Origin of the sequence: Amycolatopsis ponsaeliensis, from assembly GCF_030182635.1 — a bacterium.
Taxonomy (GTDB): Bacteria; Actinomycetota; Actinomycetes; order Mycobacteriales; family Pseudonocardiaceae; genus Amycolatopsis; species Amycolatopsis ponsaeliensis.
Genome location: NZ_JAPZLD010000034.1, coordinates 25,652 through 48,680, shown reverse-complemented (window position 1 = coordinate 48,680; position 23,029 = coordinate 25,652). Strand labels below are relative to the sequence as shown.

Annotated in this window: 25 protein-coding genes and 1 pseudogene; 16 read left to right on the top strand and 10 right to left on the bottom strand. The window is 71.2% G+C overall.

The features are described from left to right. Nucleotides 1–33: 33 nt before the first annotated feature. From sufC to QQ657_RS38135, 4 genes are read left to right on the top strand one after another with little or no spacing between them, the layout of a single operon-like run. A complete protein-coding gene (gene sufC / locus QQ657_RS38150; RefSeq protein WP_284747202.1) occupies nucleotides 34–804 on the top strand; it encodes a Fe-S cluster assembly ATPase SufC in 771 nt (256 codons plus the stop codon). 48 nt (nucleotides 805–852) lie between these two features. After that, nucleotides 853–2,142 (top strand): cysteine desulfurase, encoded by a 1,290-nt coding sequence (locus tag QQ657_RS38145; protein WP_284747201.1) that lies wholly within the window; start codon nucleotides 853–855, stop codon nucleotides 2,140–2,142. Then, nucleotides 2,139–2,588 carry a Fe-S cluster assembly sulfur transfer protein SufU gene (gene sufU / locus QQ657_RS38140; protein WP_284747200.1) on the top strand — a complete coding sequence of 150 codons (450 nt, stop codon included), beginning with the start codon at nucleotides 2,139–2,141 and terminating at the stop codon, nucleotides 2,586–2,588. The genes QQ657_RS38145 and sufU overlap by 4 nt, the downstream gene beginning before the upstream one ends. Continuing rightward, nucleotides 2,585–2,986 carry a metal-sulfur cluster assembly factor gene (locus QQ657_RS38135; protein WP_284747199.1) on the top strand — a complete coding sequence of 134 codons (402 nt, stop codon included), beginning with the start codon at nucleotides 2,585–2,587 and terminating at the stop codon, nucleotides 2,984–2,986. Before sufU ends, QQ657_RS38135 begins: the two co-directional genes overlap by 4 nt. 57 nt (nucleotides 2,987–3,043) lie before the next feature. Here QQ657_RS38135 and QQ657_RS38130 read toward each other — a convergent pair whose 3' ends face one another. Further along, nucleotides 3,044–3,793, bottom strand: coding sequence for a DUF4184 family protein (locus QQ657_RS38130; protein WP_284747198.1), 750 nt, complete (start codon nucleotides 3,791–3,793; stop codon nucleotides 3,044–3,046). A 17-nt stretch (nucleotides 3,794–3,810) separates the two neighbouring features. On the opposite strand from QQ657_RS38130, the gene QQ657_RS38125 reads away from it, so the two are divergent. Both QQ657_RS38125 and lepB read left to right on the top strand, forming a co-directional pair. Further along, the gene (locus QQ657_RS38125; RefSeq protein WP_284747197.1) at nucleotides 3,811–4,143 is read left to right on the top strand and encodes a YnfA family protein; all 333 of its coding nucleotides are present in this window, start codon (nucleotides 3,811–3,813) and stop codon (nucleotides 4,141–4,143) included. 38 nt (nucleotides 4,144–4,181) lie between these two features. Beyond that, nucleotides 4,182–4,937: a signal peptidase I gene (gene lepB, locus QQ657_RS38120; protein ID WP_284747196.1), complete on the top strand. Its 756-nt coding sequence runs from the start codon at nucleotides 4,182–4,184 to the stop codon at nucleotides 4,935–4,937. Here the strand turns inward: lepB and QQ657_RS38115 are convergent. After that, the gene (locus QQ657_RS38115; RefSeq protein ID WP_284747195.1) at nucleotides 4,861–6,795 is read right to left on the bottom strand and encodes an ABC1 kinase family protein; all 1,935 of its coding nucleotides are present in this window, start codon (nucleotides 6,793–6,795) and stop codon (nucleotides 4,861–4,863) included. The two genes, lepB and QQ657_RS38115, sit on opposite strands and share 77 nt — an antisense overlap. 173 nt (nucleotides 6,796–6,968) lie before the next feature. On the opposite strand from QQ657_RS38115, the gene QQ657_RS38110 reads away from it, so the two are divergent. Next, entirely contained in the window at nucleotides 6,969–7,505 is a 537-nt protein-coding gene (locus tag QQ657_RS38110; protein ID WP_284747194.1) for a snapalysin family zinc-dependent metalloprotease, read from the top strand. A gap of 69 nt (nucleotides 7,506–7,574) precedes the next feature. Here QQ657_RS38110 and QQ657_RS38105 read toward each other — a convergent pair whose 3' ends face one another. After that, entirely contained in the window at nucleotides 7,575–8,126 is a 552-nt protein-coding gene (locus QQ657_RS38105; protein WP_284747193.1) for a TetR/AcrR family transcriptional regulator, read from the bottom strand. A 106-nt stretch (nucleotides 8,127–8,232) separates the two neighbouring features. Between QQ657_RS38105 and QQ657_RS38100 the strand changes: the two genes are divergently transcribed. The 4 genes and pseudogenes from QQ657_RS38100 (at nucleotide 8,233) to QQ657_RS38085 (ending at nucleotide 11,505) form a co-directional block, all read left to right on the top strand. Further along, nucleotides 8,233–9,165 (top strand): NADP-dependent oxidoreductase, encoded by a 933-nt coding sequence (locus QQ657_RS38100; protein ID WP_284747192.1) that lies wholly within the window; start codon nucleotides 8,233–8,235, stop codon nucleotides 9,163–9,165. A gap of 66 nt (nucleotides 9,166–9,231) precedes the next feature. After that, a complete protein-coding gene (locus tag QQ657_RS38095) occupies nucleotides 9,232–10,458 on the top strand; it encodes a sensor histidine kinase (RefSeq protein ID WP_284747191.1) in 1,227 nt (408 codons plus the stop codon). Then, nucleotides 10,455–11,102 (top strand): response regulator, encoded by a 648-nt coding sequence (locus tag QQ657_RS38090; RefSeq protein ID WP_284747190.1) that lies wholly within the window; start codon nucleotides 10,455–10,457, stop codon nucleotides 11,100–11,102. The genes QQ657_RS38095 and QQ657_RS38090 overlap by 4 nt, the downstream gene beginning before the upstream one ends. Nucleotides 11,103–11,112: 10 nt before the next feature. Further along, nucleotides 11,113–11,505: pseudogene (locus tag QQ657_RS38085) on the top strand (methyltransferase domain-containing protein). Nucleotides 11,506–11,511: 6 nt separating this feature from the next. Here the strand turns inward: QQ657_RS38085 and QQ657_RS38080 are convergent. The 3 genes from QQ657_RS38080 to cysD all read right to left on the bottom strand — a co-directional run bounded on the left by QQ657_RS38080 (nucleotide 11,512) and on the right by cysD (nucleotide 14,856). Then, nucleotides 11,512–12,018: a hypothetical protein gene (locus tag QQ657_RS38080; RefSeq protein WP_284747189.1), complete on the bottom strand. Its 507-nt coding sequence runs from the start codon at nucleotides 12,016–12,018 to the stop codon at nucleotides 11,512–11,514. Between the two features lie 85 nt (nucleotides 12,019–12,103). Then, entirely contained in the window at nucleotides 12,104–13,924 is a 1,821-nt protein-coding gene (gene cysC / locus QQ657_RS38075; RefSeq protein ID WP_284747188.1) for an adenylyl-sulfate kinase, read from the bottom strand. Beyond that, entirely contained in the window at nucleotides 13,924–14,856 is a 933-nt protein-coding gene (cysD, locus tag QQ657_RS38070) for a sulfate adenylyltransferase subunit CysD (RefSeq protein ID WP_284747274.1), read from the bottom strand. The genes cysC and cysD overlap by 1 nt, the downstream gene beginning before the upstream one ends. 39 nt (nucleotides 14,857–14,895) lie before the next feature. Here cysD and QQ657_RS38065 point away from each other — a divergent pair, with 39 nt between their 5' ends. Genes QQ657_RS38065 through QQ657_RS38050 form a run of 4 tightly spaced genes read left to right on the top strand, consistent with a single transcriptional unit; the run spans nucleotide 14,896 to nucleotide 18,513 of the window. Then, on the top strand, nucleotides 14,896–15,375 hold the full coding sequence (locus QQ657_RS38065) for a nuclear transport factor 2 family protein (RefSeq protein WP_284747187.1): 480 nt from the start codon (nucleotides 14,896–14,898) through the stop codon (nucleotides 15,373–15,375). After that, on the top strand, nucleotides 15,372–16,562 hold the full coding sequence (locus QQ657_RS38060; protein WP_284747186.1) for a hypothetical protein: 1,191 nt from the start codon (nucleotides 15,372–15,374) through the stop codon (nucleotides 16,560–16,562). The genes QQ657_RS38065 and QQ657_RS38060 overlap by 4 nt, the downstream gene beginning before the upstream one ends. Further along, nucleotides 16,559–17,347, top strand: a complete 789-nt coding sequence (locus QQ657_RS38055) for an SDR family oxidoreductase (protein ID WP_284747185.1) — start codon at nucleotides 16,559–16,561, stop codon at nucleotides 17,345–17,347. The genes QQ657_RS38060 and QQ657_RS38055 overlap by 4 nt, the downstream gene beginning before the upstream one ends. Nucleotides 17,348–17,355: 8 nt before the next feature. Further along, nucleotides 17,356–18,513 carry a sulfotransferase family protein gene (locus QQ657_RS38050; RefSeq protein WP_284747184.1) on the top strand — a complete coding sequence of 386 codons (1,158 nt, stop codon included), beginning with the start codon at nucleotides 17,356–17,358 and terminating at the stop codon, nucleotides 18,511–18,513. Here QQ657_RS38050 and QQ657_RS38045 read toward each other — a convergent pair. Together QQ657_RS38045 and QQ657_RS38040 are read right to left on the bottom strand one after the other, a co-directional pair. Then, the gene (locus QQ657_RS38045; RefSeq protein ID WP_284747183.1) at nucleotides 18,507–18,893 is read right to left on the bottom strand and encodes a nuclear transport factor 2 family protein; all 387 of its coding nucleotides are present in this window, start codon (nucleotides 18,891–18,893) and stop codon (nucleotides 18,507–18,509) included. The genes QQ657_RS38050 and QQ657_RS38045 overlap by 7 nt on opposite strands. 9 nt (nucleotides 18,894–18,902) lie before the next feature. Then, on the bottom strand, nucleotides 18,903–20,105 hold the full coding sequence (locus tag QQ657_RS38040) for a glycosyltransferase (RefSeq protein WP_284747182.1): 1,203 nt from the start codon (nucleotides 20,103–20,105) through the stop codon (nucleotides 18,903–18,905). A gap of 41 nt (nucleotides 20,106–20,146) precedes the next feature. Here QQ657_RS38040 and QQ657_RS38035 point away from each other — a divergent pair, with 41 nt between their 5' ends. Then, the gene (locus tag QQ657_RS38035) at nucleotides 20,147–20,773 is read left to right on the top strand and encodes a TetR/AcrR family transcriptional regulator (RefSeq protein ID WP_284747181.1); all 627 of its coding nucleotides are present in this window, start codon (nucleotides 20,147–20,149) and stop codon (nucleotides 20,771–20,773) included. Between the two features lie 13 nt (nucleotides 20,774–20,786). Here QQ657_RS38035 and QQ657_RS38030 read toward each other — a convergent pair whose 3' ends face one another. Together QQ657_RS38030 and QQ657_RS38025 are read right to left on the bottom strand one after the other, a co-directional pair. Beyond that, nucleotides 20,787–21,218, bottom strand: coding sequence for a GNAT family N-acetyltransferase (locus tag QQ657_RS38030; RefSeq protein ID WP_284747180.1), 432 nt, complete (start codon nucleotides 21,216–21,218; stop codon nucleotides 20,787–20,789). 9 nt (nucleotides 21,219–21,227) lie between these two features. Then, the gene (locus tag QQ657_RS38025) at nucleotides 21,228–22,892 is read right to left on the bottom strand and encodes a GGDEF domain-containing protein (protein WP_284747179.1); all 1,665 of its coding nucleotides are present in this window, start codon (nucleotides 22,890–22,892) and stop codon (nucleotides 21,228–21,230) included. Nucleotides 22,893–23,029: the final 137 nt, after the last annotated feature.

Here is a 23,029-nt window from a genome sequence, read left to right as displayed (position 1 = left end):
CGCCGTCCACCGCAGACTCTTAGGAAACGAAGAATGGCTACCCTGGAAATCAAGGACCTGCACGCCTCGGTCAACACCGACGAAGGCGCCAAGGAGATCCTCAAGGGCGTCAACCTGACGATCAAGTCGGGCGAGACGCACGCGATCATGGGCCCCAACGGCTCCGGCAAGTCCACCCTGTCCTACGCGATCGCCGGTCACCCGAAGTACCAGGTGACCTCCGGCGAGGTGCTGCTCGACGGCGAGAACGTGCTCGAGATGAGCGTCGACGAGCGCGCCCGCGCCGGCCTGTTCCTGGCCATGCAGTACCCGGTCGAGGTCCCCGGCGTGTCCATGTCCAACTTCCTCCGCACCGCGGCCACCGCGGTCCGCGGCGAGGCTCCCAAGCTTCGCCTGTGGGTCAAGGAGGTCAAGGAGGAGATGGGCAAGCTCGAGATCTCGCAGGAGTTCGCCGACCGCTCGGTCAACGAGGGCTTCTCCGGCGGCGAGAAGAAGCGCCACGAGATTCTGCAGCTGGCGCTGCTCAAGCCGAAGTTCGCCATCCTCGACGAGACCGACTCCGGTCTCGACGTCGACGCCCTGCGCGTCGTGTCCGAGGGTGTCAACGCCTACAAGGCTTCGAGCGAGGTCGGCGTCATGCTGATCACGCACTACACCCGGATCCTGCGGCACATCACGCCGGACTTCGTGCACGTCTTCGCCGGCGGCAAGATCGTCGAGTCGGGCGGCAAGGAGCTGGCGGACGAGCTGGAGGAGAACGGCTACGTCAAGTACGTCGGCAAGCCCGAGCCGGCCGCGCTCTGACGTTCCCCACCCCAGGACTACACCGAGAGAAAGAGAGGAGCCGGCCCGATGACCACCACCTCGGCTAGCTCTGTTCCCTTGGACGTCGCCGCGCTGCGGGCCGACTTCCCGATCCTGTCGCGCACCGTCCGCGACGGGAAACCCTTGGTGTACCTGGACTCCGGGGCGACGTCGCAACGCCCGACGTCGGTGTTCGACGCCGAACGCGACTACGTCTTCACGTCGAACGCCGCCGTCCACCGCGGTGCGCACCAGCTGTCCGAAGAGGCCACCGACGCCTACGAGTCCGCGCGCGCGAAGATCGCGGAGTTCGTCGGCGCCGACCCCGAGGAGCTGGTGTTCACCAAGAACGCGACCGAGGGCATCAACCTCGTCGCGTACTCGATGAGCAATGCCGCGACGGCCGGTCCGGAAGCCGAGCGCTTCCGGGTCGGCCCGGGCGACGAGATCGTCATCACCGAGATGGAGCACCACGCGAACCTCGTGCCGTGGCAGCAGTTGTGCCAGCGCACTGGGGCCACGCTGAAGTGGTTCAAGGTGACCGCGGACGGCAGGCTCGACCTGTCCGATGTGGACGAACTGATCACGGCTCGCACGAAGGTGGTCGCGTTCGCGCACCAGTCGAACGTGCTGGGCACGGTCAACCCCGTCTCGCTGCTCGTCGAGAAGGCGAAGGCAGTCGGCGCGCTCACCGTGCTCGACGCCTGCCAGTCGGTGCCGCACTTCCCGGTCGACTTCCACGCGCTGGGCGTCGACTTCGCGGTGTTCTCCGGCCACAAGATGCTCGGCCCGTCCGGCATCGGCGTGCTCTACGGGCGCACCGAGCTGCTCTCGGCCATGCCGCCGTTCCTCACCGGCGGGTCGATGATCGAGATGGTCAAGATGGAGGCCACCACCTTCGCGCCGCCGCCGCAGCGGTTCGAGGCCGGCGTGCCGATGACGTCGCAGGCCATCGGCCTCGGCGCGGCCGTCGACTACCTCTCGGCGATCGGCATGGACCGCATCGCGGCGCACGAGCACGAGCTCGCCGCGGCCGCCCTCGAAGGCGTCGGCGCGATCCCGGGTGTCCGGATCATCGGGCCGACGGACCTCAAGGACCGCGGCGCCACGGTGTCGTTCGTGATCGACGGCGTGCACCCGCACGACGCCGGCCAGGTGCTCGACAGCCTCGGCATCGCCGTCCGCGTCGGCCACCACTGCGCGTGGCCGCTGCACCGGGCCTGCGGTGCCCAGGCGACCGTGCGCGCGTCGTTCTACCTCTACAACACGCTGTCCGAAGTGGACGCCCTGGTAGCGGGTGTTCGCGAGGCCCAGAAGTTCTTCGGGGTGGCTCAGTGAACCTGGAAAGCATGTACCAGGAGATCATCCTGGACCACTACAAGAACCCGCACGGGCGCGGCCTGCGCGACCCGTTCGACGCCGAGTCGTTCCAGGTCAACCCGACCTGCGGCGACGAGGTGACGCTGCGGGTCAAGGTCGACAACGGGAAGGTCGCCGACGTCTCCTACGACGGCCAGGGCTGCTCGATCAGCCAGGCTTCGACGTCGGTCTTGACGGATCTCGTCGTCGGCCACACCCTTGAGGAGGCGTTCACCACCATGGACGCCTTCGTGGAACTGATGCAGGGCAAGGGAAAGATCGAGCCGGACGAAGACGTGCTGGAGGACGGGATCGCCTTCGCGGGCGTTGCCAAGTACCCCGCCCGCGTCAAGTGCGCCCTCCTCGGCTGGATGGCTTTCAAGGACGCCGTCGCCCGGACCACCAGTGGAGCTGAGAAAGCATGACCGAAGACACCGCCACCGAGGCTCGCGAGGGCCGGACCGCCGCCGACCTCGACGCCGAGACCACCGCCACGCAGGACCTCGACCTCGCCAAGCTCGAGGACGTCGAGGAAGCCATGCGCGACGTCGTCGACCCGGAGCTCGGCATCAACGTCGTCGACCTGGGCCTGGTCTACGACATCCGCGTCGAGCAGGACAACACCGCGACCATCGACATGACGCTGACCTCGGCGGCCTGCCCGCTGACCGACGTCATCGAGGACCAGACGTCGGCCGCGCTGACGTCGGGCGGCCTCGTCAAGGACTTCCGGATCAACTGGGTCTGGATGCCGCCGTGGGGCCCGGAGAAGATCACCGAGGACGGCCGCGAGCAGCTGCGCGCCCTCGGCTTCACCGTCTAGAACAGGTTTCGTGCCGTTAAGGCCACCTTACGGGCGTCAGACGCCCGTAAGGTGGCCTTAACGGCATCTGTATAACGGCCTATACTGCGCGTGCCAGGCCAGCGCGTACAGGATGAGCGCGGCGAGGAAACCGCTGCCGGCGCCGGTGACCGCGAGGTAGGTCGCGTTGCCGACGACGCCGGCGTGGGTCATCGGGTCGTGGTGGGCGAGGAACGGCAGCACCTGCGCCAGGACGCCTGCCAGCGCGCCGATCAGGAGGAACGCCACCACCGGCTTGCGGTGGCGGGTGGACGGCGGCGCGGGTTCGGTGGGCGCGGTGCGGTACCAGCGCAACAGCCACCAGGCGAGGATCCCGGCCCCGGCGATCGTGCTGACGAGCTGGATCAGCCGTCCGACGTCGACGCCGGTGACGAGCGGGATTCGCAGGAACGCGAACCCGTCGTTCTCGTGCGTGAACGCGTCCCAGCCGACGTGCGTGGCGGCGCCGATGACCAGCGACAGGGCGATCCACCCCGGCCGCCTCCAGCTGAAGTCGCGGGGAAGCCGTTCGGCCAGGGGCTTCGGGGCCAGGGCGAGCAGCGGTCGTTTCAGGAGGAGCTGGAAGAGCGCGAGGATCGCCAGCGCGAGGATCGGGTCGAGCCAGAGGACTGACATCAGTTCGTGGGTCTTGGTCAGGCCGATGCCGGGCAGCCGCGGCACGAACCAGAAGATGTCCGGCGCGACCGATCCGGCGACGAGCGCGGCCGGCACCAGCGGTCCTCTCGCCAGGGGAAGCACGGCGGCGGGATGACTCAGCGTGAACGGCACGGAGCTAGTATCCCGGCGTGGTCCTGCGCTCGATCCTCCTGTTCCTGGCGGCGGCGATCTGCGAGATCGGCGGTGCGTGGCTGGTGTGGCAGGGCGTCCGCGAACACCGTGGCTGGCTGTGGATCGGCGGCGGCCTGCTGGCCCTCGGCGTGTACGGCTTCGTGGCGACACTCCAGCCGGACGCCCACTTCGGCCGCATCCTCGCGGCGTACGGCGGCGTGTTCGTGGCGGGCTCGCTGGCCTGGGGGATGGTGGCGGACGGTTACCGCCCGGACCGCTACGACGTGCTCGGCGCTCTGTTGTGCCTGGCGGGCGTCGCGGTGATCATGTACGTCCCCCGGACGGGGTAACGATGGCGGTCGTGGCCCGATAGATCATCGTGACCGAGATGTCCTTTCCGCCCGCTCCGCCGGGCCCGCCGCCGCGCCGCCGGATGTCGCGTGCTGCCGTGCTGTGGATCGTCGTGATGGTGCTCGGCGTCGGCGCCGGTGCGTACGGCTTCGGCCGGCTGATGCTGGGCTACGAGGCTTATGTGACGCAGAGCGGGAACATGCTCCCGACCCTGGCGCCCGGAGACCGGCTCGTCGTGCGCCAGGCCGACGACGGCGAGGTGCACCGCGGGGACGTCGTCGCCATCGACATGAGTGCGTACGCCGATTCGAGCCGGGACGGAGTCAGTGTCGTCCGCGTGGTCGGGGTCGCCGGGGACACGGTCGCCTGCTGCACCGACGACCACCTCTCGGTCAACGGCAAGCCGCTCACCGAGCCCTACATCACTCCCGGCTACGAAGGTCTCTTCCAGTTCTCCGCCGTGGTGCCCGAGGGCGCGATCTTCGTCGAGGGTGACAACCGGGGCAACTCCGACGACTCGCGGTTCAGCGGCCCGGTGCGGCTGTCCGGTGTCGTCGGGGTCGTGGTCGCCACCGGCACGGTCGTCACCCCGAAGCCGCTGACGCCGGTCACCGCGTTCACCGACGCGGGCCTGCCCGGAACGCCTTACTCCGACGGAACCCTGGGCACGCTGCGGTGGTGGATCCTCGGCGGGTTCGTGCTGTTCGTCGCCGGGTTCATCGGGCTGATCGTGTCCGTCGTCCGGAACGCCGGAAGACGACGAAGAGCAGCCGCAGCCCCACCAACGCACTGATCATCAGCAGGTTGTAGCCGAACACCTGGTGCAGCGTCAGGTCCGTCGCGATGCGCGGCCCGCCGTCGCCGCCGAGCAGGAGCACGGCCATCAGGCCGGTCGCTGCTCCGACGAAGGCCAGCAGGATCTCGTGCACCAGGCTCGTGACGACGTCGCGGTCGCGCTCGTCGGAGAAGAGCCGGACGTTCACCGACAGCCGGCCCTCCTCCAGGGCCGCACCGATGCGGTCGACGCGGCGGGGGATGCGGCGCAGCACCGGCAGCAGCGCCATGACCTCGGTGAGCGCGGTGTGGCGCAGCGAGTCCGGCCGCAGCCGGGCGCCGACCTGCTCGACGGCGAACGCGCGCGACTCGGCCACGACGTCGAACGCGGGATCCAGCGCGGCCAGGGTGCCCTCCACCGTGGCCAGCGCCCGGAACACCGCGGCGACCGGCGGCGGCACGCTCAGCCGGAAGTCCGCGACCACCCGGAACAGCCCGGTGAACAGGTCGAGCCCGGCGGCGCGGCCGGGCCCGAAGTGGCGGGCGACCAGGGCGCCGAGGGCGCGTTCGAGGCGCTGCTCGTCGATGTCGCCGGTGCGGTCGACGATCTCCAGCAGCCCGTCGCGCAGGGCCGCGGGGTCGCCGCGGTCCAGTGCCAGGACGAGGTTCTGCAGGCCGCCACGCAGCCCGGCGTCGAGGCGGCCGACCGAGCCGAAGTCGAGCAGCCCCAGGCGGCCGTCGGGCAGGACCATGAGGTTGCCCGGGTGCGGGTCGGCGTGGAAGACGCCGCCGATCATCACCTGGTCGAGCAGGCACCGCAGGAGTGAGCGGGCGAGCCGTTTGCGGTCGGCCGCGGGCGCCGTCTCGAGCGGCTTGCCCGCCAACCGGGACATGACGAGGACGCGCTCGGTGGACAGTGCTTTGTGGACGGTCGGCAGGACGACGTCCGGGCACGAAGTCGTGGCCACGGCGGTGATGTTGCGGGCCTCGATGGTGAAGTCGAGCTCCTCGGCGAGCGCTTCGGCGAACCCGTCGGCGAGCTCGGCGACCCCGAGCGAACGTGCCCAGTCCGCGCGCTCCTCCAGCGCCGCGGCGACGCGCCGGACGATGTCGATGTCGCGTTCGGCCTGCTCCCGCACGCCCGGGCGCTGGACCTTGACCACGACGTCCTCGCCGCTGCGCAGCTTCGCCCGGTAGACCTGCGCGACCGACGCGGCGGCCAGCGGTTCCGGGTCGAACTCGGCGAAGACGTCGTCGGGCGAGCCGCCCAGCTCCTCGGTCAGCACCGCCCACACGGCGTCGGCCTTCGCGGGTGCGACCTGGTCCTGCAGCTTGCCGAGCTCGTCGACGAACACCGGGGGCAGCAGGTCCGCGCGCGTCGAAAGCAGCTGGCCGAGCTTCACGAACGTGACGCCGCCTTCTTCCAGCGCGCGGCGCAGGGAGCGGGCGAGCTTGGCGTGCCGGCCGGGCGCGAGATCGGGGTCACGGCGGCCGGCGAGGTAGCGTCCGAGGCCGTGCTTGACGGCGATCCGGCTGATCTGCGAGTACCGGCGGGCGCGCGTGATCTTGGCGCCGACGGCGCGCAGCCGGAAGCCGCCCGGCAGGGCCATCTCGGCGACGAGCAGGAAGATCAGCGTCGCGAGGAAAGCGCTGCCCGCCAAGGGGATCAGCAGGCCGATGGCCGCACCGCCGTTGTGCAGCAGGGAAACCGGGAACGCCTGGCCGATGCCGCCCGCGACGAGCCAGCCGAACGCGGCGCCGCACAGCGCGCGGACGGCGCCGATCCGGACCCCGAGTACCCGCCGCGACGCGACCACCAGCGGCCACAGCACGAGTGCGTAGAGGGGGAGGGTCAGCAGGCCCAGCAAGACGTCCATGCCGCAGAGCAGATCACGCGGGCCGGGCCGGACGGCTCCTGCGGCGGCGGGACCGGCCTCCCTCGCGGGAGGGAGGGAGCTACTTTCGGCCGTGGCCCGGATCGCTCGTGGACTTCTAACCTGATCGCGCGAACCACGGTTGGGTGTTCTCTAAACGGACATAAGGAGACACGATGAACGGACGCGTGATCGGCCGGATCGTGGCGCTGGCCACGGCGGTCGCGGCTCCGCTGGGCATGGGGCTCGCGGTCGCCCCCGGCGCTTCGGCGGCCGCCGTCACGACGCTGTACTACAGCTCCTCGGGCGCGCCGGACTACTTGACCCAGATCGACCAGGGCGCGGCCAATTGGAACGCCGCGGTCACCGACGTGAAGCTGGTCAAGCGGGCCTCGGGGGCGACGATCACGTTCCACGAGATCCACAGCGGCGGTTCGTACACGAACACGAACGGCCACGGCCGCGGCGACATCTACCTGGACACGAGCCAGGTGGCGGAGGGCTTCGACCCGACGCGCATCGCGGCGCACGAGCTGGGCCACAACCTCGGGCTGCCGGACCACTACACGGGTCCGTGCACGGAGCTGATGTCCGGCCACGGCCCGGGAACGGCGTGCAAGAACGCGAAGCCTTCGGCGGCCGAGGCGTCGAAGGTGCAGTCGTTGTGGGTGAACGGTTTCGCGGCTTCGGAGCTGCGCAAGGTCGCTTACTAGCGGCTCGGCGCCTGGTTGTCCCCCGAGTGGTGGACAGCCAGGCGCCTGCTGCCGGCGGTGCGAGGCGGCTCAGCCCGGCGGCGGGCGGAGGCCGTCCATCAGGAGGTTCAGCAGGCGGCCGGCCTTGGCTTCGTGCTCGGGCCGGGGGGCCACGGTGAAGATGCCGATGAGGGCGGCGGCGATGTCTTCGGCGGTGACGTCGGAGCGGAGGTCGCCCGCTGCCCGGCCGGCGTCGAGGATCGTGGTGATGGCCGCCAGTAGCTCGGTCCGGGTCTGCGCGTGGGCGATCTCGCCCGACTCGATCATCGCGAGCAGCGTGTCGAGCATGCCGTTCTTGGTCGCGATCCAGTCCCCGAACAGGTCCATCCAGCGCCGCATCGCCACGGCCGGGGGCAGTCGGCCGGTCAGCTCGCGGGCACCGGCCGTCAGGCGCACGACCTGGTCCCGGTAGACCGCGTCGACCAGCGATTCGCGGGACGGGAAGTGCCGGTAGAGCGTGGCGATGCCGACGCCGGCCTCGCGCGCGATCGCCCGCATCGACGGCTCGGCGTCCGCCGACACGAACACGCGGGTCGCCACCGCGAGCAGCTGGTCGCGGTTGCGGGTCGCGTCCGCCCGCATCTCACCTTCGGCCAAAACGGATCACGCTCCGGTTGTGCTACGGTCGTCCAGGTAAACGGAGCATAGTCCGTTTCGTGCTTCCTCGGTCCGAAGGAGACAGGCGTACATGCAGCACCAGAGCAGGGCGGTCCGGCTCGACGCGTTCGGCGGGCCCGAAGTCCTGGACGTCCGTGAGGTTCCCGCTCCGCAGGCCGGCCCGGGACAGCTCCGCGTGCGGGTCACGGCCGCCGGCCTGAACCCGATGGACTGGATCATGACCGCCGACGCGGACACGGCCGCCCGGTTCGGCTTGAGCCTTCCGGCCGGGTTCGGGACCGACTACGCGGGCGTGGTCGACCAGGTCGGCGAGGGGGTGACCGGCTTCGCGCCCGGCGACCGGGTGTTCGGGGGCGCGTTGTCCCGCGCGGTCGCCGACTTCGTGGTGATCGACCCGGCCGGGGCGATCGCGGCGAACGAGGCCCACCACACCCCCGACGGCGTCGACGACCGCACCGCGGCCACCCTCGCGATCGCCGGCCGCACGGCATCCGCCGCCCTCGCCGTGGTCGGTCCCGGCCCGGACGACACCGTGCTGATCGGCGGCGCGGCGGGCGGGGTCGGGGTGTTCGCGGTCCAGCTGGCCCGGATCGCGGGAGCGCGCGTGATCGGGACGGGATCGGCGACCTCGTCGGAGTTCCTGCGCGATCTCGGCGCCGAGCCGGTCGCCTACGGTGACGGCCTGGCCGACCGGGTCCGGGCCCTCGCTCCCGGCGGTGTCACCGCCGCCATCGACCTGCACGGGACGGAGACAGCGCACACCGCAAGGGAACTCGGCGTCCCGGACGGTCGCATCTGCACCATCGCCACGCAAGTCGACGGCGTGCCGGCGGCCAACGGCGCGAACGCCCCTGTCGGCGCACTGGAAGAGATCGCGCGTCTGGTCGCGGCCGGGCGGCTCCGGGTGCCGGTCGCGGCGAGCTTCCCGATCGAGCGGATCCGCCAAGCGGCCGAGCTCCAGGCCGGCCGGCACGTGCACGGAAAGGTCGTCATCGACCTCTAGATCGAGGTCGGGGTGCTCCATCGCGAGAGGGAGGCGCCTGCAGGCGCTGCCTGCGAAGATCGACCCGTGCGCGTACTCCGCCCCCTGACGAGCAAGGCGACCTACCGCCGGTGGGTGTACCTCGTCCTCGGCGGGGCCATCAGCGTCCCCTACCTGCTGTTCTCCGCCGTCGCCGTGCCATCGCTGCTGCCCTTCGTCACCACCCTCGGACGCGCCACCCTCGTCGGCGGCCTGCTCACCCTGGTCGTCCTCGTCGCCACCGCCTTCCTGCCCGCCGTGCACGTCCTCGAGTCCACCGCCGTCCGCGAACTGCTCGACGATCCCGTGCCCGGCGCCCCCGCGAAACCGCGGACCCGGCCGGGCCGGCGGCGGGCCGCGGGGATGTTCGTGCTGCACGTCGTCGCCGGGTTCGTCGCCAGCTTCTTCAGCCTCGCCGCGCCCGTGGCCGTCGGGCTCTCGGTCAGTGCCGTGTTCACCGGGCACTTCCTCCAGACCTCCGGGGGCGACGAGGTCACCGTGCCGACGGGCTGGCCGTCGGCGTGGCTGCCCGTCGTGTTCCTCGCCGCCGTGGTGCTGCTGATCTACGCCGTCGGGGCGATCGGCGCCGGGTTGCGGCGGTCCGCGGTCCGGCTGCTCGGGATGACCGCCGCCGACCGGATCGCGCAGCTGGAACGGCGGACCGGGCAGCTCGCCGAACGCAACCGCCTCGCCCGGGAGCTGCACGACTCGGTCGGGCACGCGCTGAGCGTCGTCACGGTCCAGGCCGGCGCCGCCCGGCGGACGCTGCGCACCGATCCGGAGTTCACCGAACGCGCGCTCGGTGCGATCGAGGAGTCCGCCCGCACGGCGCTCGACGACCTCGACCACGTGCTCGGGCTGCTGCGCGACGAGGCGGCGGGCCGGACGCCGCAGCCGGGGCTGACCGACCTGGAGACCCTGCTGGAAACGACCCGGCTCGCCGGCACCGACGTCACGGCCGAGCTCGGCGGCGACCTGGCCGCGGTGCCCGCGGTGGTGTCGCGCGAGGTGTACCGGATCCTGCAGGAATGCCTGACCAACGCGGTGCGGCACGCCGGTAGGGTCCCGGTGACGGTGGTCGTCGACGTAGCGGCGCACGGCCTGGTCGCGCGGGTCGCCAACCCGCTGGGGGCCGGTTCGGGCCGCACCGGCGGCGGCCGCGGCCTGCGCGGGATGACCGAGCGGGTCGAGGTGCTCGGCGGCGCACTGTCGGCCGGGCGGGTGGACGAGCGGTGGGAGGTCGTGGTGCGGGTGCCGTGGGGGAGCGGGCGATGAGCACGGGGGTGCTGCTGGTCGACGACGAGCCGCTGATCCGCGCCGGGCTGCGCGCGATCATCGACAGCGAGGACGACCTGAACGTGCTCGGCGAGGCCGCCGACGGCGCCGAGGTGCCCGGGCTGGTGGCCCGGCTGCGCCCGGACGTCGTGCTGATGGACGTGCGGATGCCCGCGGTGGACGGGATCCGGGCCACCACGCACCTGATGTCCACGGTGGACAGTCCGCCGAAGGTGATCGTGGTGACCACCTTCGAGAACGACGACTACGTCTACGACGCGCTGGTCGCCGGAGCCAGCGGGTTCCTGCTCAAGCGGGCGCGGCCGGAGGAGATCGTCGCGGCGATCCGGACGGTGGTGACGGGCGAGTCCCTGCTCTTCCCGGCGGCGATCCGCCGTCTCGCGGCCCAGCACGCACCTTCCGGCGACGGCTTGGTGAGCGTCGGCCTGACCGACCGGGAGCGCGAGGTGCTGCGGCTGATGGCGGGCGGACTGTCCAATGTGGAGATCGCGGGGGAGCTGTACCTGGGGATCCAGACGGTGAAGACGCACGTGGGCAACGTGCTGGCGAAACTGGGCGCGCGCGACCGGACCCAGGCGGTGATCCGGGCCTACGACTCGGGGTTCGTGACCCCGGCGGGCTGATTCGGGGCACATGACCCGGGTTCCCGCGTACGACAGCTTCGCCGAGGCGTACACCGCCGAGAACGACGCCAGTCTCATGAACGCCTACTACGAACGGCCCGCGACCCTCGCGCTCGCCGGTGATGTGGCCGGCCGGCGATCCTCGACGCGGGCTGTGGCTCCGGCCCGCTGTTCGCCGAGCTGCGTGACCGGGGCGCGGTGGTGACCGGCATCGACCAGAGCGCGGGGATGCTGGAACCGGCCGCTGCACGCGATGACCGACGCCTTCACCGCCTTCGGCTTCCGGCTCGCCGTGATCAGCGAACCCCACCCCACTCCGGAAGCGAGTGAGCTGTTCCCCGGCGACTTCGAGATCCTCGACACCTTCCCGAGCTTCCTGTTCTTCGTCCTTGAAGCCGGCTAGGAGCCGCTACTGCTGGTACGGCCCGCGCGGCTGCTGGTACCCCGGCGGCGGGGGCTGCCGGTACCCCTGCGGCGGAGGAAATCCCGGCTGTTGCTGGGCGAATCCCTGCTGCTGCTGGAATCCTTGCGGTGCGTATCCCGGCGGCGGAGCGAAGCCGGGCTGCTGCGCGGGCACGGCCTGGACGACCGGGCCGGATCCCTGGCCGGCGCGGCGCCGGATCGCGACGGTCAGCCGCCACCCGCACAAGGCTCCGATTCCCGCGCCGATCCCGAACGTGACCCACCGGCCGCCGTTCTTGAAGGTGTTCGCGGTGTCGATCGAATCCTGGCGCTTCTCTTCGTAGGTCTCGCTGGTCGTCTGGCCGTACTGGGTCCGGTCGCAGGTCTGCCCCGGCCGCATCTCTTCGCTGCCGCACAGCACCTTGGCGCTGGGCTCCCCGGAGCCGAACAGGCCGAGCGCCACCAGCCCCAGCCCGAACAGCAGGCCGATCGACCACCAAACCACGCTTTTCACTGGTCCCCCTCGAGATCACCGTTAGTGCACACGCAAAATAACCCGTGATCGGCGAGGGTGGGATGAATCGGCCGGATTGGCCGCTTCAGGACACGTTCCGGTCGAGGTCGTCGAGGACGGCCTGGATCGCCGCGGCCATCGCCGCCGGGTCGCCGTCGGCCGGGCGCAGCACCAGATCGGGTGACGACGGACGCTCGTACGGCGCGTCGATCCCGGTGAAGCCCTGGATCTCGCCCGCCCGCGCCTTCGCGTACATCCCCTTCGGGTCGCGCGCCTCGCACACTTCCAGGGGCGTGTCCACGAAGACCTCCACGAACGGCAGGTCCCCGGTGATCGCCCGCGCCGACGCGCGATCCGCCTCATACGGGCTGATCAGCGACGCGATCGCCACCACGCCCGCGTCCGCGAACAGGCGGGCCACCTCGGCCACCCGCCGGACGTTTTCCGCGCGGTCGGCCGGGCTGAACCCGAGGCCCTTGTTCAAGCCGTGGCGCAGGTTGTCGCCGTCCAGGAGGTACGCCGGACGGCCCGCCGCCACCAGCCGGCGCTCCAGTTCCACCGCCACCGACGACTTGCCCGACGCCGACAGCCCGGTCAGCCACACCGTCGCGCCGCGGGTCGGCCGGTCTTCGCGCCGGACCGCCGCCGTGTGCCAGACGACCGGGGACGCGACCGCGCCGGTGATCATGCCCGCCGCGACCGTGTCGCCCGTGTGCTCGTCCACCAGCAGGAACCCGCCCGTGGCGCGGTTGCGGCGGTACGGGTCGAACAGCAGCGGCGCGCGCGTGCGCAGCCGGATGCGGCCGATGTCGTTCAAGGACAACGATTCCGCGGAGTCGCGGTGCAGGGTCGTCACGTCGAGGCGGTACTCCAGCCGCTCCACCGACCCGCGTGTCTCGGTGGTCGTGTGCCGGACGACGTACGAAGAACCCGGCGTCAAGGACGCTCGCTCGGAGAACCAGCACACCAGCGCGTCCACCTCGCGGGCGGACTCCGCGCGGTTGCCGGGCCGGCACAGCATCGCCCCGCGGCCGAGATCGAGGTCGTCGGCCAGCTCGACCGCCACCGCCTGTCCGGTGAACGCCTCGGAAAGCCGCGTCCCGCCCGGGCCCCACACCGCGCGCACCTTCGAGGTGAACCCCGACGGCAGCGCCACGACCTCGTCGCCCGGCTTGAACACCCCGCCGGCGATGGTGCCCGCGTAGCCGCGGAAGTCCGACCGGCGGATCACGTACTGCACCGGGAACCGCGCGTCGATCAGGTTGCGGTCGGACGCGACGTGCACCTCCTCCAGCTGGTGCAGCAGCGAAGTCCCTTCGTACCAGGGCATGCTCGCACTGCGGTGGACGACGTTGTCGCCGTGCAGCGCCGAAACCGGCACGAACGTCAGGTCGGCGATGTCCAGCTTCATCGCGAACCGGCGGAAGTCCTCGCGGATCTCGTCGAACCGTTCCCGCGACCACTCGACGAGGTCCATCTTGTTCACGCACACCACGAGGTGGCCGATCCCGAGCAGCGACGCGAGGAACGCGTGCCGCCGCGACTGCTCCAGCACGCCTTTGCGCGCGTCGACCAGCACCAGTGCCAGGTCGGCTGTCGACGCGCCGGTCACCATGTTCCGCGTGTACTGCAGGTGCCCGGGCGTGTCCGCGATGATGAACTTCCGCTTGGGCGTGGCGAAGTAGCGGTGCGCGACGTCGATCGTGATGCCCTGCTCGCGTTCGGCGCGCAGGCCGTCGGTGAGCAGCGCGAGGTCCGGGTAGTCCTCGCCGCGCTCCCGGCTGGCGCGTTCGACGGCGGCGAGCTGGTCGGTGAAGATCGCCTTCGAGTCGAACAGCAGCCGGCCGATCAACGTGGACTTGCCGTCGTCCACGCTGCCCGCCGTGGCGATCCGCAGCAGCTGCATCAGAAGTAGCCTTCCCGCTTGCGGTCTTCCATGCCTGCTTCGGAAATCCGGTCGTCGGCCCGGGTCGCGCCGCGTTCGGTGACGCGCGTCGCGGCCACCTCGGCGACCACTTCGGACGGTGTCGCCGCCGACGACTCGACGCACCCGGTGCACGTGGCGTCGCCGACGGTCCGGAACCGGACGGTCGCCTCGTACGGCGTCTCGCCGTCCACAAGGGACAGGAACCGGGTGGCCGCCAGCAGCATGCCGTCGCGCTGGACCACCGGGCGCCGATGCGCGTAGTACAGCGGCGGCAGGGCGATCCGCTCGTCGCGGATGTACTGCCAGATGTCCAGCTCGGTCCAGTTCGACAGCGGGAAGACGCGGATGTGCTCGCCGCGCCGGTGCCGCCCGTTGTAGAGGTTCCACAGCTCCGGGCGCTGCGCCCGCGGGTCCCACTGGCCGTGCTCGTCGCGGAAGCTGAAGACGCGCTCCTTCGCGCGGGCCTTCTCCTCGTCGCGGCGGGCGCCGCCGAACACGGCGTCGAAGCCGCCTTCGCGGATCGCCCGCAGCAGCGTGACCGTCTGCAGCCGGTTGCGGCTGGCTCCCGGGCCGGTCTCCTCGACGACGCGGCCGGCGTCGAGGTCGTCCTGCACGCTCGCGACGTGCAGCCGCAGGCCCAGGGCCTCGACCGTCTCGTCGCGGAAGCGCAGCACCTCGTCGAAGTTGTGGCCGGTGTCGACGTGCAGCACCGGGAAGGGGAGCGGCGCGGGCCAGAACGCCTTCGCGGCGGCGTGCAGCATCACCACGGAGTCCTTGCCGCCGGAAAACAGCAGCACCGGGCGTTCGAAGGTCGCCGCGACCTCACGGAAGACGTGCACGGCCTCCGCTTCGAGCGCGGCCAGGTGCGAGAGCTCGTACGAGGTCACGGACACCGGAAAAAAGTAGAACATGTTCTTGTCATCGGTCAAGTGGTGCGAGACCCTGGGGGCATGGACCTGGTCGTACTCGAAGAGATCCGCCGGCTGAAGTACCGCTACCTCCGCGCGGTCGACCTGAAGCAGTGGGACGAGGTGGCCGACACCTTCACCGCCGACGCCACGGCCGACTACGGGACGCGGGCCACGGGAAGTGACGGGAAGCATTTCACCGGCCGCGACGCCATCGTCGAATTCCTCACCCAGAGCCTCGGCAACGGCATCATCACCGTCCATCACGCTGGTCAGCCCGAGATTGACGTCGACGGCGACACCGCGACGGGGCGGTGGTCGTTCACCGACAAGGTCATCGTGCCCGAGCACAAGGTGATCATCGAGGGTGCCGCGTTCTACGAGGACACCTATCGCCGCGAGGCCGACGGCGCCTGGCGGATGACGCACATCGGGTACGTCCGCACCTACGAGTCGATGACGTCCTTCGACAGCCTCCCGGGCTTCCGGCTGCTCGCGAACCGTTGGGCCGTGCCGGCATGATCGAGAACGAGTTCTCGTTGACCGGATCGCTCGCCGACGCCATCGCCGAGGCCGAGAAGCTGATCGCCGCGGCCCCGCCGGCGCAGACCGAGCTGGGCCTCCTGGAGGGGTACGACTACCTCGCCGGGAGCATCCGCGCGTCGCTGCAGATGGCCTGGGCCTACCAGCGCGACTTCCCGTACTTCACCGCGTCCACCGGGCCGTACACGAAGATGGGCCTGGACAACCCGGACACCCTCTACTTCAACGCGAACATCCGCGCCGACCGCGAGTACCTCGTCACCGGCGTCCGCGGGACCACCGCCGACCTGAGCTTCCAGATCCTCAACGGCGACTACTCGCCGGTCGTGGTGCCCGACAGTCTCGCCGCGTTCGACGACCGCGCGATCGAAATCGGCGAAGACGGCCGGTTCGAGCTGCGCTTCGGCCCGGCTCGCGAAGACCCGGGGCCGAACTACTTCGTCCTGGGCGAGGGCTCGTCGATGCTCGTCGTCCGGGAGGTCCACAGCGACTGGGCGACCGAGAAGCGCGGCGAGATCCGCATCCAGTGCGTCGACACGGCGGGCCAGGCGCCGCCGGTGCCGGACCGCTCCGCGCTCGCGAAGCGCTACGGCGTCACCGGCAAGATCCTGCTGAGCCGGCTCAAGACGTTCCTGGCCTTCCCGAAGTGGTTCTACGACAACCTGCCGGTGAACACGATGACCGAGCCGCGCTCGACGCCCGGCGGGCTGACCACGCAGTTCTCCTCGGCCGGGCACTACGAGCTCGGCGACGAAGAGGCGATGGTCGTCACGGTGCCTCGCTGTGCCGACGCGCCGTACCAGGGCATCCAGCTCGGCAGCCTCTGGTACGTCTCGCTCGACTACATCAACCACCAGACGAGCCTCACCGCCGACCAGGCGCGCGTCGACCCGGACGGCAAGATCCGGTTCGTCATCAGCGAGCGCGACCCCGGCGTGGCGAACTGGCTGGAGCGCACCGGGCACGACCGCGGGTACGTCCAGATCCGCTGGCAGCGGCTGGCACGCGACCTCGGGCCGGCCGACGGCCCGGTCGTCGAGATCGTCAAGGTGGACGAGCTGCCCGACCGGCTGCCCTATTACGAGGATGCACGCGTGACGCCGGCCGAGTGGACGGCGCGGATCGCGGCCCGGCAGGACGCCGTCGCCGCCCGGATGCTGGGGTGAGCGTGGAGAACCTGTTGCAGGGCAAGGTGGTCGTGGTCTCCGGGATCGGCCCGGGACTCGGCCGGTCGATCGCCGTGCGCAGCGCGCTGGCCGGCGCGGACGTGGTGCTCGCCGCGCGCACCGAGTCGCGGCTGACCGAGGTCGCGAAGGAGGTCACCGACCTCGGGCGGCGCGCCGTCGCGGTCCGGACCGACATCGACGACGAAGACTCGGCCGCTCACTTGGTGAGCGAGGCCGTCGAGGCGTTCGGCCGGGTGGACGCGGTGGTGCACAACGCCTTCGCCGTCCCGCCGCTGACCGATCTGGCCACTGTGGACCTCGACGCCGTCCGCAAGGGCTTCGAGACCGCGGGGATCTCCGTGCTCCGGCTGACGCGGCTGTTCCTGCCCGCGCTCAAGGAGAGCAAGGGTTCGCTGGTGATGATCAACTCGGCGGTGCTGCGGCATTCGCGGCGCACGTTCGGCGCGTACAAGATGGCGAAGTCGGCGCTGCTGTCGCTCTCGCAGAGCCTCGCCAGTGAACTCGGGCCGGACGGCATCCGGGTCAACACCGTCGCGCCCGGGTACATCTGGGCGCCGAACCTCAAGTGGTATTTCAACTACCTGGCCAAGGAACGCGGCATCACGCCCGAAGAAGTCTACGCCGAGACCGCGTCCACAATAGACCTGCGGAAGCTGCCGGAGCCCGACGAGATCGCCGACGCCGTGGTGTTCCTCGCCTCGCCGATGGCGCGCGCGATCACCGGGCAGTGCCTCGACGTCAACGGCGGCGAGTACCACCACTAGGAGGATCCATGCTCCCCGGCCGCGAAGACGTCGGCACCGTCGAGGACCTGCACGCGTCGGCCACCAAGCTCACCGGGCTCGACGACTTCGGCGGCGACGAGTACGTCGAAGGCCTGCGCGTGCTGCTGGAGGCGTACGAGGCCGACGAGGAGCTCACGCCGTTCGGCAACAAGGTGCACCGCGCGATGCTGCGCGGCGCGCTCGTCGCCCGGCTGCTCAGCGAGGCGGGCTGGAAGCAGCACCCGGCGTCGGCTTCTGCGGCGATCGACCGGCCGATCTTCGTCACCGGCCTGCCGCGCACCGGCACGACGGCGCTGCACCGGCTGCTCGCCGAGGACCCGGGGCACCAGGGCCTCGAAGTCTGGCTCGCCGAGGTGCCGCAGCCGCGGCCGCCGCGGGAGACCTGGGCGGACAACCCGGTGTACCAGGGGATCCAGGCCGGCTACGAACGTCACCACGTCGAGCACCCGGAGTTCATGGGTGTCCACCACATGTCCGCGGACCAGGTGGAGGAGTGCTGGCAGCTGCTGCGTCAGTCGATGCGCTCGCTGTCGTTCGAATGCCTCGCGCATGTCCCGCGTTACTCGCGCTGGCTCGCGAAGCAGGACTGGACGGACGCCTACGCCCGGCACCGGCGCAACCTGCAGCTGATCGGGCTGCCGGACGCGGGCAAGCGGTGGGTGCTCAAGAACCCGAGCCACCTCTTCGCCCTGGACGCGCTGATGGCGGCGTACCCGGACGCGCTCGTCATCCAGACGCACCGGGCGCCGCGGACGATCATGGGTTCGATGTGCAGTCTCGCGGAGAAGGCTGCCGACGGCTGGTCGACCAAGTTCCGCGGCGAGGTGATCGGCCACTCGCAGCTCGACCTGTGGGCCCGCGGCGCCGACGAGTTCCACGCGGCTCGCGCCCGGTACGACGCGGCCCAGTTCTGCGATGTGCGGTACGAGGACTTCGTCGCCGACCCGATCAGCACGGTGTCCACTGTGTACGACCACTTCGGACTGACGTTGACCGACGACGCGCGGGCGGCCATGACCGCGCTGCACACCGAAAGCCGTTCGGGGGAGCGAAAACCAGTGCACCGCTACAGCCTGGAGGACTTCGGCCTGACGTCCGAGGAGGTCGACGAGCGTTTCGCGGGCTACCTGCGCGCGTACTACTGATCGGCCGGGATCGGCTCCGCCAGCGTCGCTCGTGAGGGAGCAGCCGGGAACGGATCGGCGAAGTACTGCGTTTCGTGCGTGACGAGATCGCCGGAGAACTCCATGATGCTCACCGTGCGGGTCGGCGCGCCGTCGTAGGTGATCACGCACTCGCTGATCCAGAGGTCACCACTGCCCTGGATGCGGCGGATCTCGAAGTGGCGCTCGGCCGGGTGGCCGCCGCGTTGCGCCTGGATCTTCGCACGGCCACGGAAGCGCTCGCCGGACTGCGGGTAGTCCAGGATCGCTTCGTCGGCGTAGATCGCGTGCTCGCGTTCCACGTCGCCTTGTTCCGAAGCGGTCCAGTGCTCGACGATCGCTGCGTGGATCTCGGCGTCCATGCCGGAACCCTACGCCGTGATCAGGTCGACCACCTCGGCCATCGACGGCCCGGCGGCCATCTCGGCGGCCAGTTCCTTCGCCCGGTCGCGGTAGCGCGGCTCGTCCAGGACGGCGCGGACGTCCCGCCTGATCATCCGCGGCGAGGCCGAAGCGCGGGCGCGGCCGATCCCGGCGCCGGACCAGGTGACCCGGGCGGCGACGTCGCGCTTGTCCTCGCTGGCCCCGACGACGACCAGCGGCACCCCGTAGCGGAGGGCGTGGTTGACGCCGCCGTACCCGCCGTTGCCGACCATCGCGGCGCAGCGGGGGAGCAGCTCGTCGTAGGGCAGGAAGTCGGCGACGCGGACGTTGGCCGGCAGCGGGCCCGGGCTCAGCCGCCCGCCGCACGTCGTCGCGACGACGAGCACGTCCTCCTCGGCGAGGGCGGCGATCGTGGGTTCGACGAGCCGGCCGAGGTCGTCGTTCGCCACCGTCCCCTGGGTCACGTGCACCACCGGGCGGGAGCCGTCGAGGTCGCCCCACCACGGTGGCAGCGGGTGCTCGCTCGCCGCGCTGACCGTGGTCGGCCCGATGAAGTGCAACGGGGCTCGCGCACGCGGGTATTCGAAGCCGGGGCAGGTCATCTGCAGGACGCCGTCGCTGTGCAGCGGCCAGTCCGCGAACAGCATGCCGGGGTCTTCGCCCAGCGATTCCCGGGCTTGCCGCTGCGCCGGCCCGAGCACCCACGGTGCGAGCGCTTTGAGGACCGCGGCGCCCAGGCGGTCGGCGGGTGACGCCGGCGGCGGGCCGCTCGGCACCGGGGGCATGAACGGGAGGAAGCCCAGCACCAGCACGCGTGGCCGGTGCTCGCGGCGCACCAAGGCCAGGCCCGCCATGAAGAGCGGGTCGCAGAGCACGACGTCGACGTCGAGGTCCAGCACGCTCAGCTGGGCGGGCATCGCGCGGACGAAGGTGGCCAGCTCGAACCGGGCGAGCCGCAGTCCTTTCCGGCCGGCGCGGCCGGGGATCGAGCCTTCGAGGTCGGTTTCGTCGAAGTCGGCCTCCGGCGGCAGGACTCGCACGGTGGCGCCGAGCTTCTCGAAGGCCGCTCGGTAGCGCGCTCCGGTGACGACACTGACCTCGTGCCCGGCGGCGAGCAGGGCTTCGACGATCGGCTTGGTCGGGCCGACGTGGCCGCGAGCGGGCTGGACGCAGACGAGTACGCGGGTCATGGCTCCCCCTTGATTGGCCGATACGCTGTACTATCCAATTGATGACGATACCGGAATCCGGCGGCGAGCGGCGCCGCTACGAGTCACCGGTGCGCGAGGCCCGCGCCCGGCGCACCCGCGAGCACGTGGTGGCGACGGCGGGGCGGCTGTTCGCCGAGCGGGGTTACGCGGGCACGAGCGTGCGGCAGATCGCCGCGGCGGCCGAGGTGAGCCTCGAGACCGTGACGCAGGCCGGGCGCAAGGCGGACCTGCTGCTCGCCGCGTTCCAGGACGTGTTCGCGGGAGACCCGGACGCGGTGAACCTGGACGCGCTGGTGGGGCCGGCCGGACCGGCGGACCTGCCGGCGGTGGTGGCGCTGCTGGCCGAGGGGCTGCGCCGGTCGTTGCCGATCTGGAGCGCGTTCACCACCGCGGCGGCGGCCGACCCGGCGGTGGCGGCGGTCCGCGCGGAGCTGGCGGTGGCCCGCCGCGCGGAGATCGTGGCCCGCCTGGAGGCGGCGGGGCTGGCTCCGGAGGGGGACTGCGGCCGCCTGGCGGACGCGATCGGGCTGCTGACGTCCCACGAGGCGTACGACCACCTGGCGAACGTGTGCGGCTGGCCGCACGAGGACTACGTCGCTTGGGCCGCCGCCGCGATCGGAGCCCAGCTCACCCTTGACTGGCAGTGAGCTTTTCCGGCCGTCAGCGCCGGTAGGCGTAGTGGATGAGTCCTTTGTGGAACTTGCCCACCTTGTCGTAGAGCGCCCGGGCTGGGGCGTCTTCGAGTGTGTTCCAGTAGAGGCTCGGGTAACCGTGCTCGTCGGCGTCCCGCGCGACCCATTCGATCACGGCCGTCGCGACACCTCGGCGCCGGACTTCGGGGTCCACGAACAAGTCCGCCAGATAGCACTTCCCGGAGTACCAGACGCTCGCGTGGAAGAGGTAGTGCGCGATGCCGACCATCCGGCCGTCCAGCAGGGCGGCGATGCCGCGGATCCGGTCGTCGTCGAGCAGGCGTCGCCAGGTCCGGTCGTAGGCGTCATCGGCGCGTTCGACGGCGAAGTACGTGTCTTTGGCCCGGGCCAGCAGTTCCCAGGAGGCACGGTCGGACTCGGTCAGGAATCGGATCTCCACGACCCCACCCTAACCGGCCGCTGCCTGCAACCCGCGCGTTCCGATGCCGCGCAACACTTCCACCCGGTCCGAGCCCGGCCGGCCGAGTACCCAGCTCGATCCCGGTACCGCCTTGGCCCTCTTCTTCAACGGTGCCAGCAGCCGCGAAACCTCCTGGTACGACCGGATCGAGCCGCTCGCGCAGACCAGTGTCGCCAGGGACACCGTCACCGGCGTGCCGTCCGCCGACCAGTGGCGGTCCAGCAGGGCGCCCGCCACCGTCGCGATCTCGTCCACGTCGCAGACCACCAGGAAGTCGTCGCCGCCGACGTGGCTCACCCGCATGCGGCGCAGGCCGCCGCCCAATGCCGTCAGGGCCGCGCCCAGCTCGCGGATCAGGTCGTCGCCCGCGGCGAACCCGGCCGTGTCGTTGACCGCCTTGAACGCGTCGATGTCCAGCCACGCCGCCACGAACGGCTCGCCGATCGTGATCCGGCGGGCGACGTCGCGGGCGACCGTGTCGCTGCCCGGCAGCCGGGTCAGCGGGTTCAGCGCCGCCGCGGCCTCGACCTTCGCCTCCGCCACGCCGCGCACCACCTCGGTCACCAGCACGACGCCCAGGCAGCGGCCGACCTCGTCGACCACGACGACGTCGTCGCCGGTGCGGCCCCAGTCGGCGTCGGTGACCAGCTCGAGGAACTCCATCGCGCCCGCGCGGGCCTCGATCGTGTGCGGGGTGTCCGCGAGCCGCGCCGCCGGGCGCTTCGCGTGCAGCGCGTGGCCGTACGGGCCGGTGACCGCGACCAGGAACCGCGTCCGATCGACCGACCAGCGTGGCCGGTTGAGCTCGTCGACCCCGATGACGCCGCTGGGCGCGTCCGCCGCCGCCAGCACCTCCCGGACCTCGTCGCAGGTCGCGGTTTCCGGCAGCGTCGTGGCCGGGCGGAGGAAGTCGCCGACGCACTGCGCCGGACCCGGCGCCCGCGGGGTCGCCTGCGGTCGCGTGAGCAGCGCCGGGGCGGGGCCGGCGGCGGTGGGCGGGGCGAGCAGGTTGCCCTGCGCGATCCGGATGCCGAGGCCGCGGACGGCGTCGAGCTGGCCGTCGGTCTCCACGCCGGTCGCGACGAGCCGGATGTCGGTCCGGTTCGTGTAGTGCAGCAGCGCCTCGACGATCGCGGCCGACGCCGGGTCGTCCGGCAGCCCGCGCAGCACCGTGCGGTCGAGCTTGACCAGGTCGACCGGCGCCTCGACGAGCAGGCCGAGTGGCAGGTCGCCGCGGCCGAGGCCGTCGAGCGCGAGCCGGAAGCCGAGCTCGGTGAGCGTCCGCATCCCGGCGAGCGCGCGGTCGGCGGGCAGCGGCGCGAACGGCGGGCCGATTTCGAGGACGACGTCGCGGGTGCGGCGCCCGGCGTCGCCGAGCTCTTCGAGGAGGTCGTCGTACATCGCCTGCGGCGCGGCGAGGGTGCGGGCGGAGAGGTTGAGGTGCAGCGGGAGCGACGACTCGTCCTGCCGGACGGCGGCGATGGCGAGTCCGAGGTCGACCTGGGCGAGGCGCCCGTCGCGGCGGGCCTGGGTGAGCAGCTCGGGGACGGTGCCCTGGCCCGGCCTGGCCAGCGCTTCGTGAGCCACGACGCCTCCCGTGTGGAGGCTGTACAGCGGCTGGAAAGCGAAGCGGACCGCGCGGGGCGACGTCACGTCCCCGATCGTCGCGGGTCGGGCCGCGAAACGAAACCGATGTCGACTGATGTTCACCGCCGATACCCGAATCGGAGTAACGCAGGGTGACGCCGGCCACTTGTTCAGAGTTGACTTATATAAGTCGGTACTTGTAG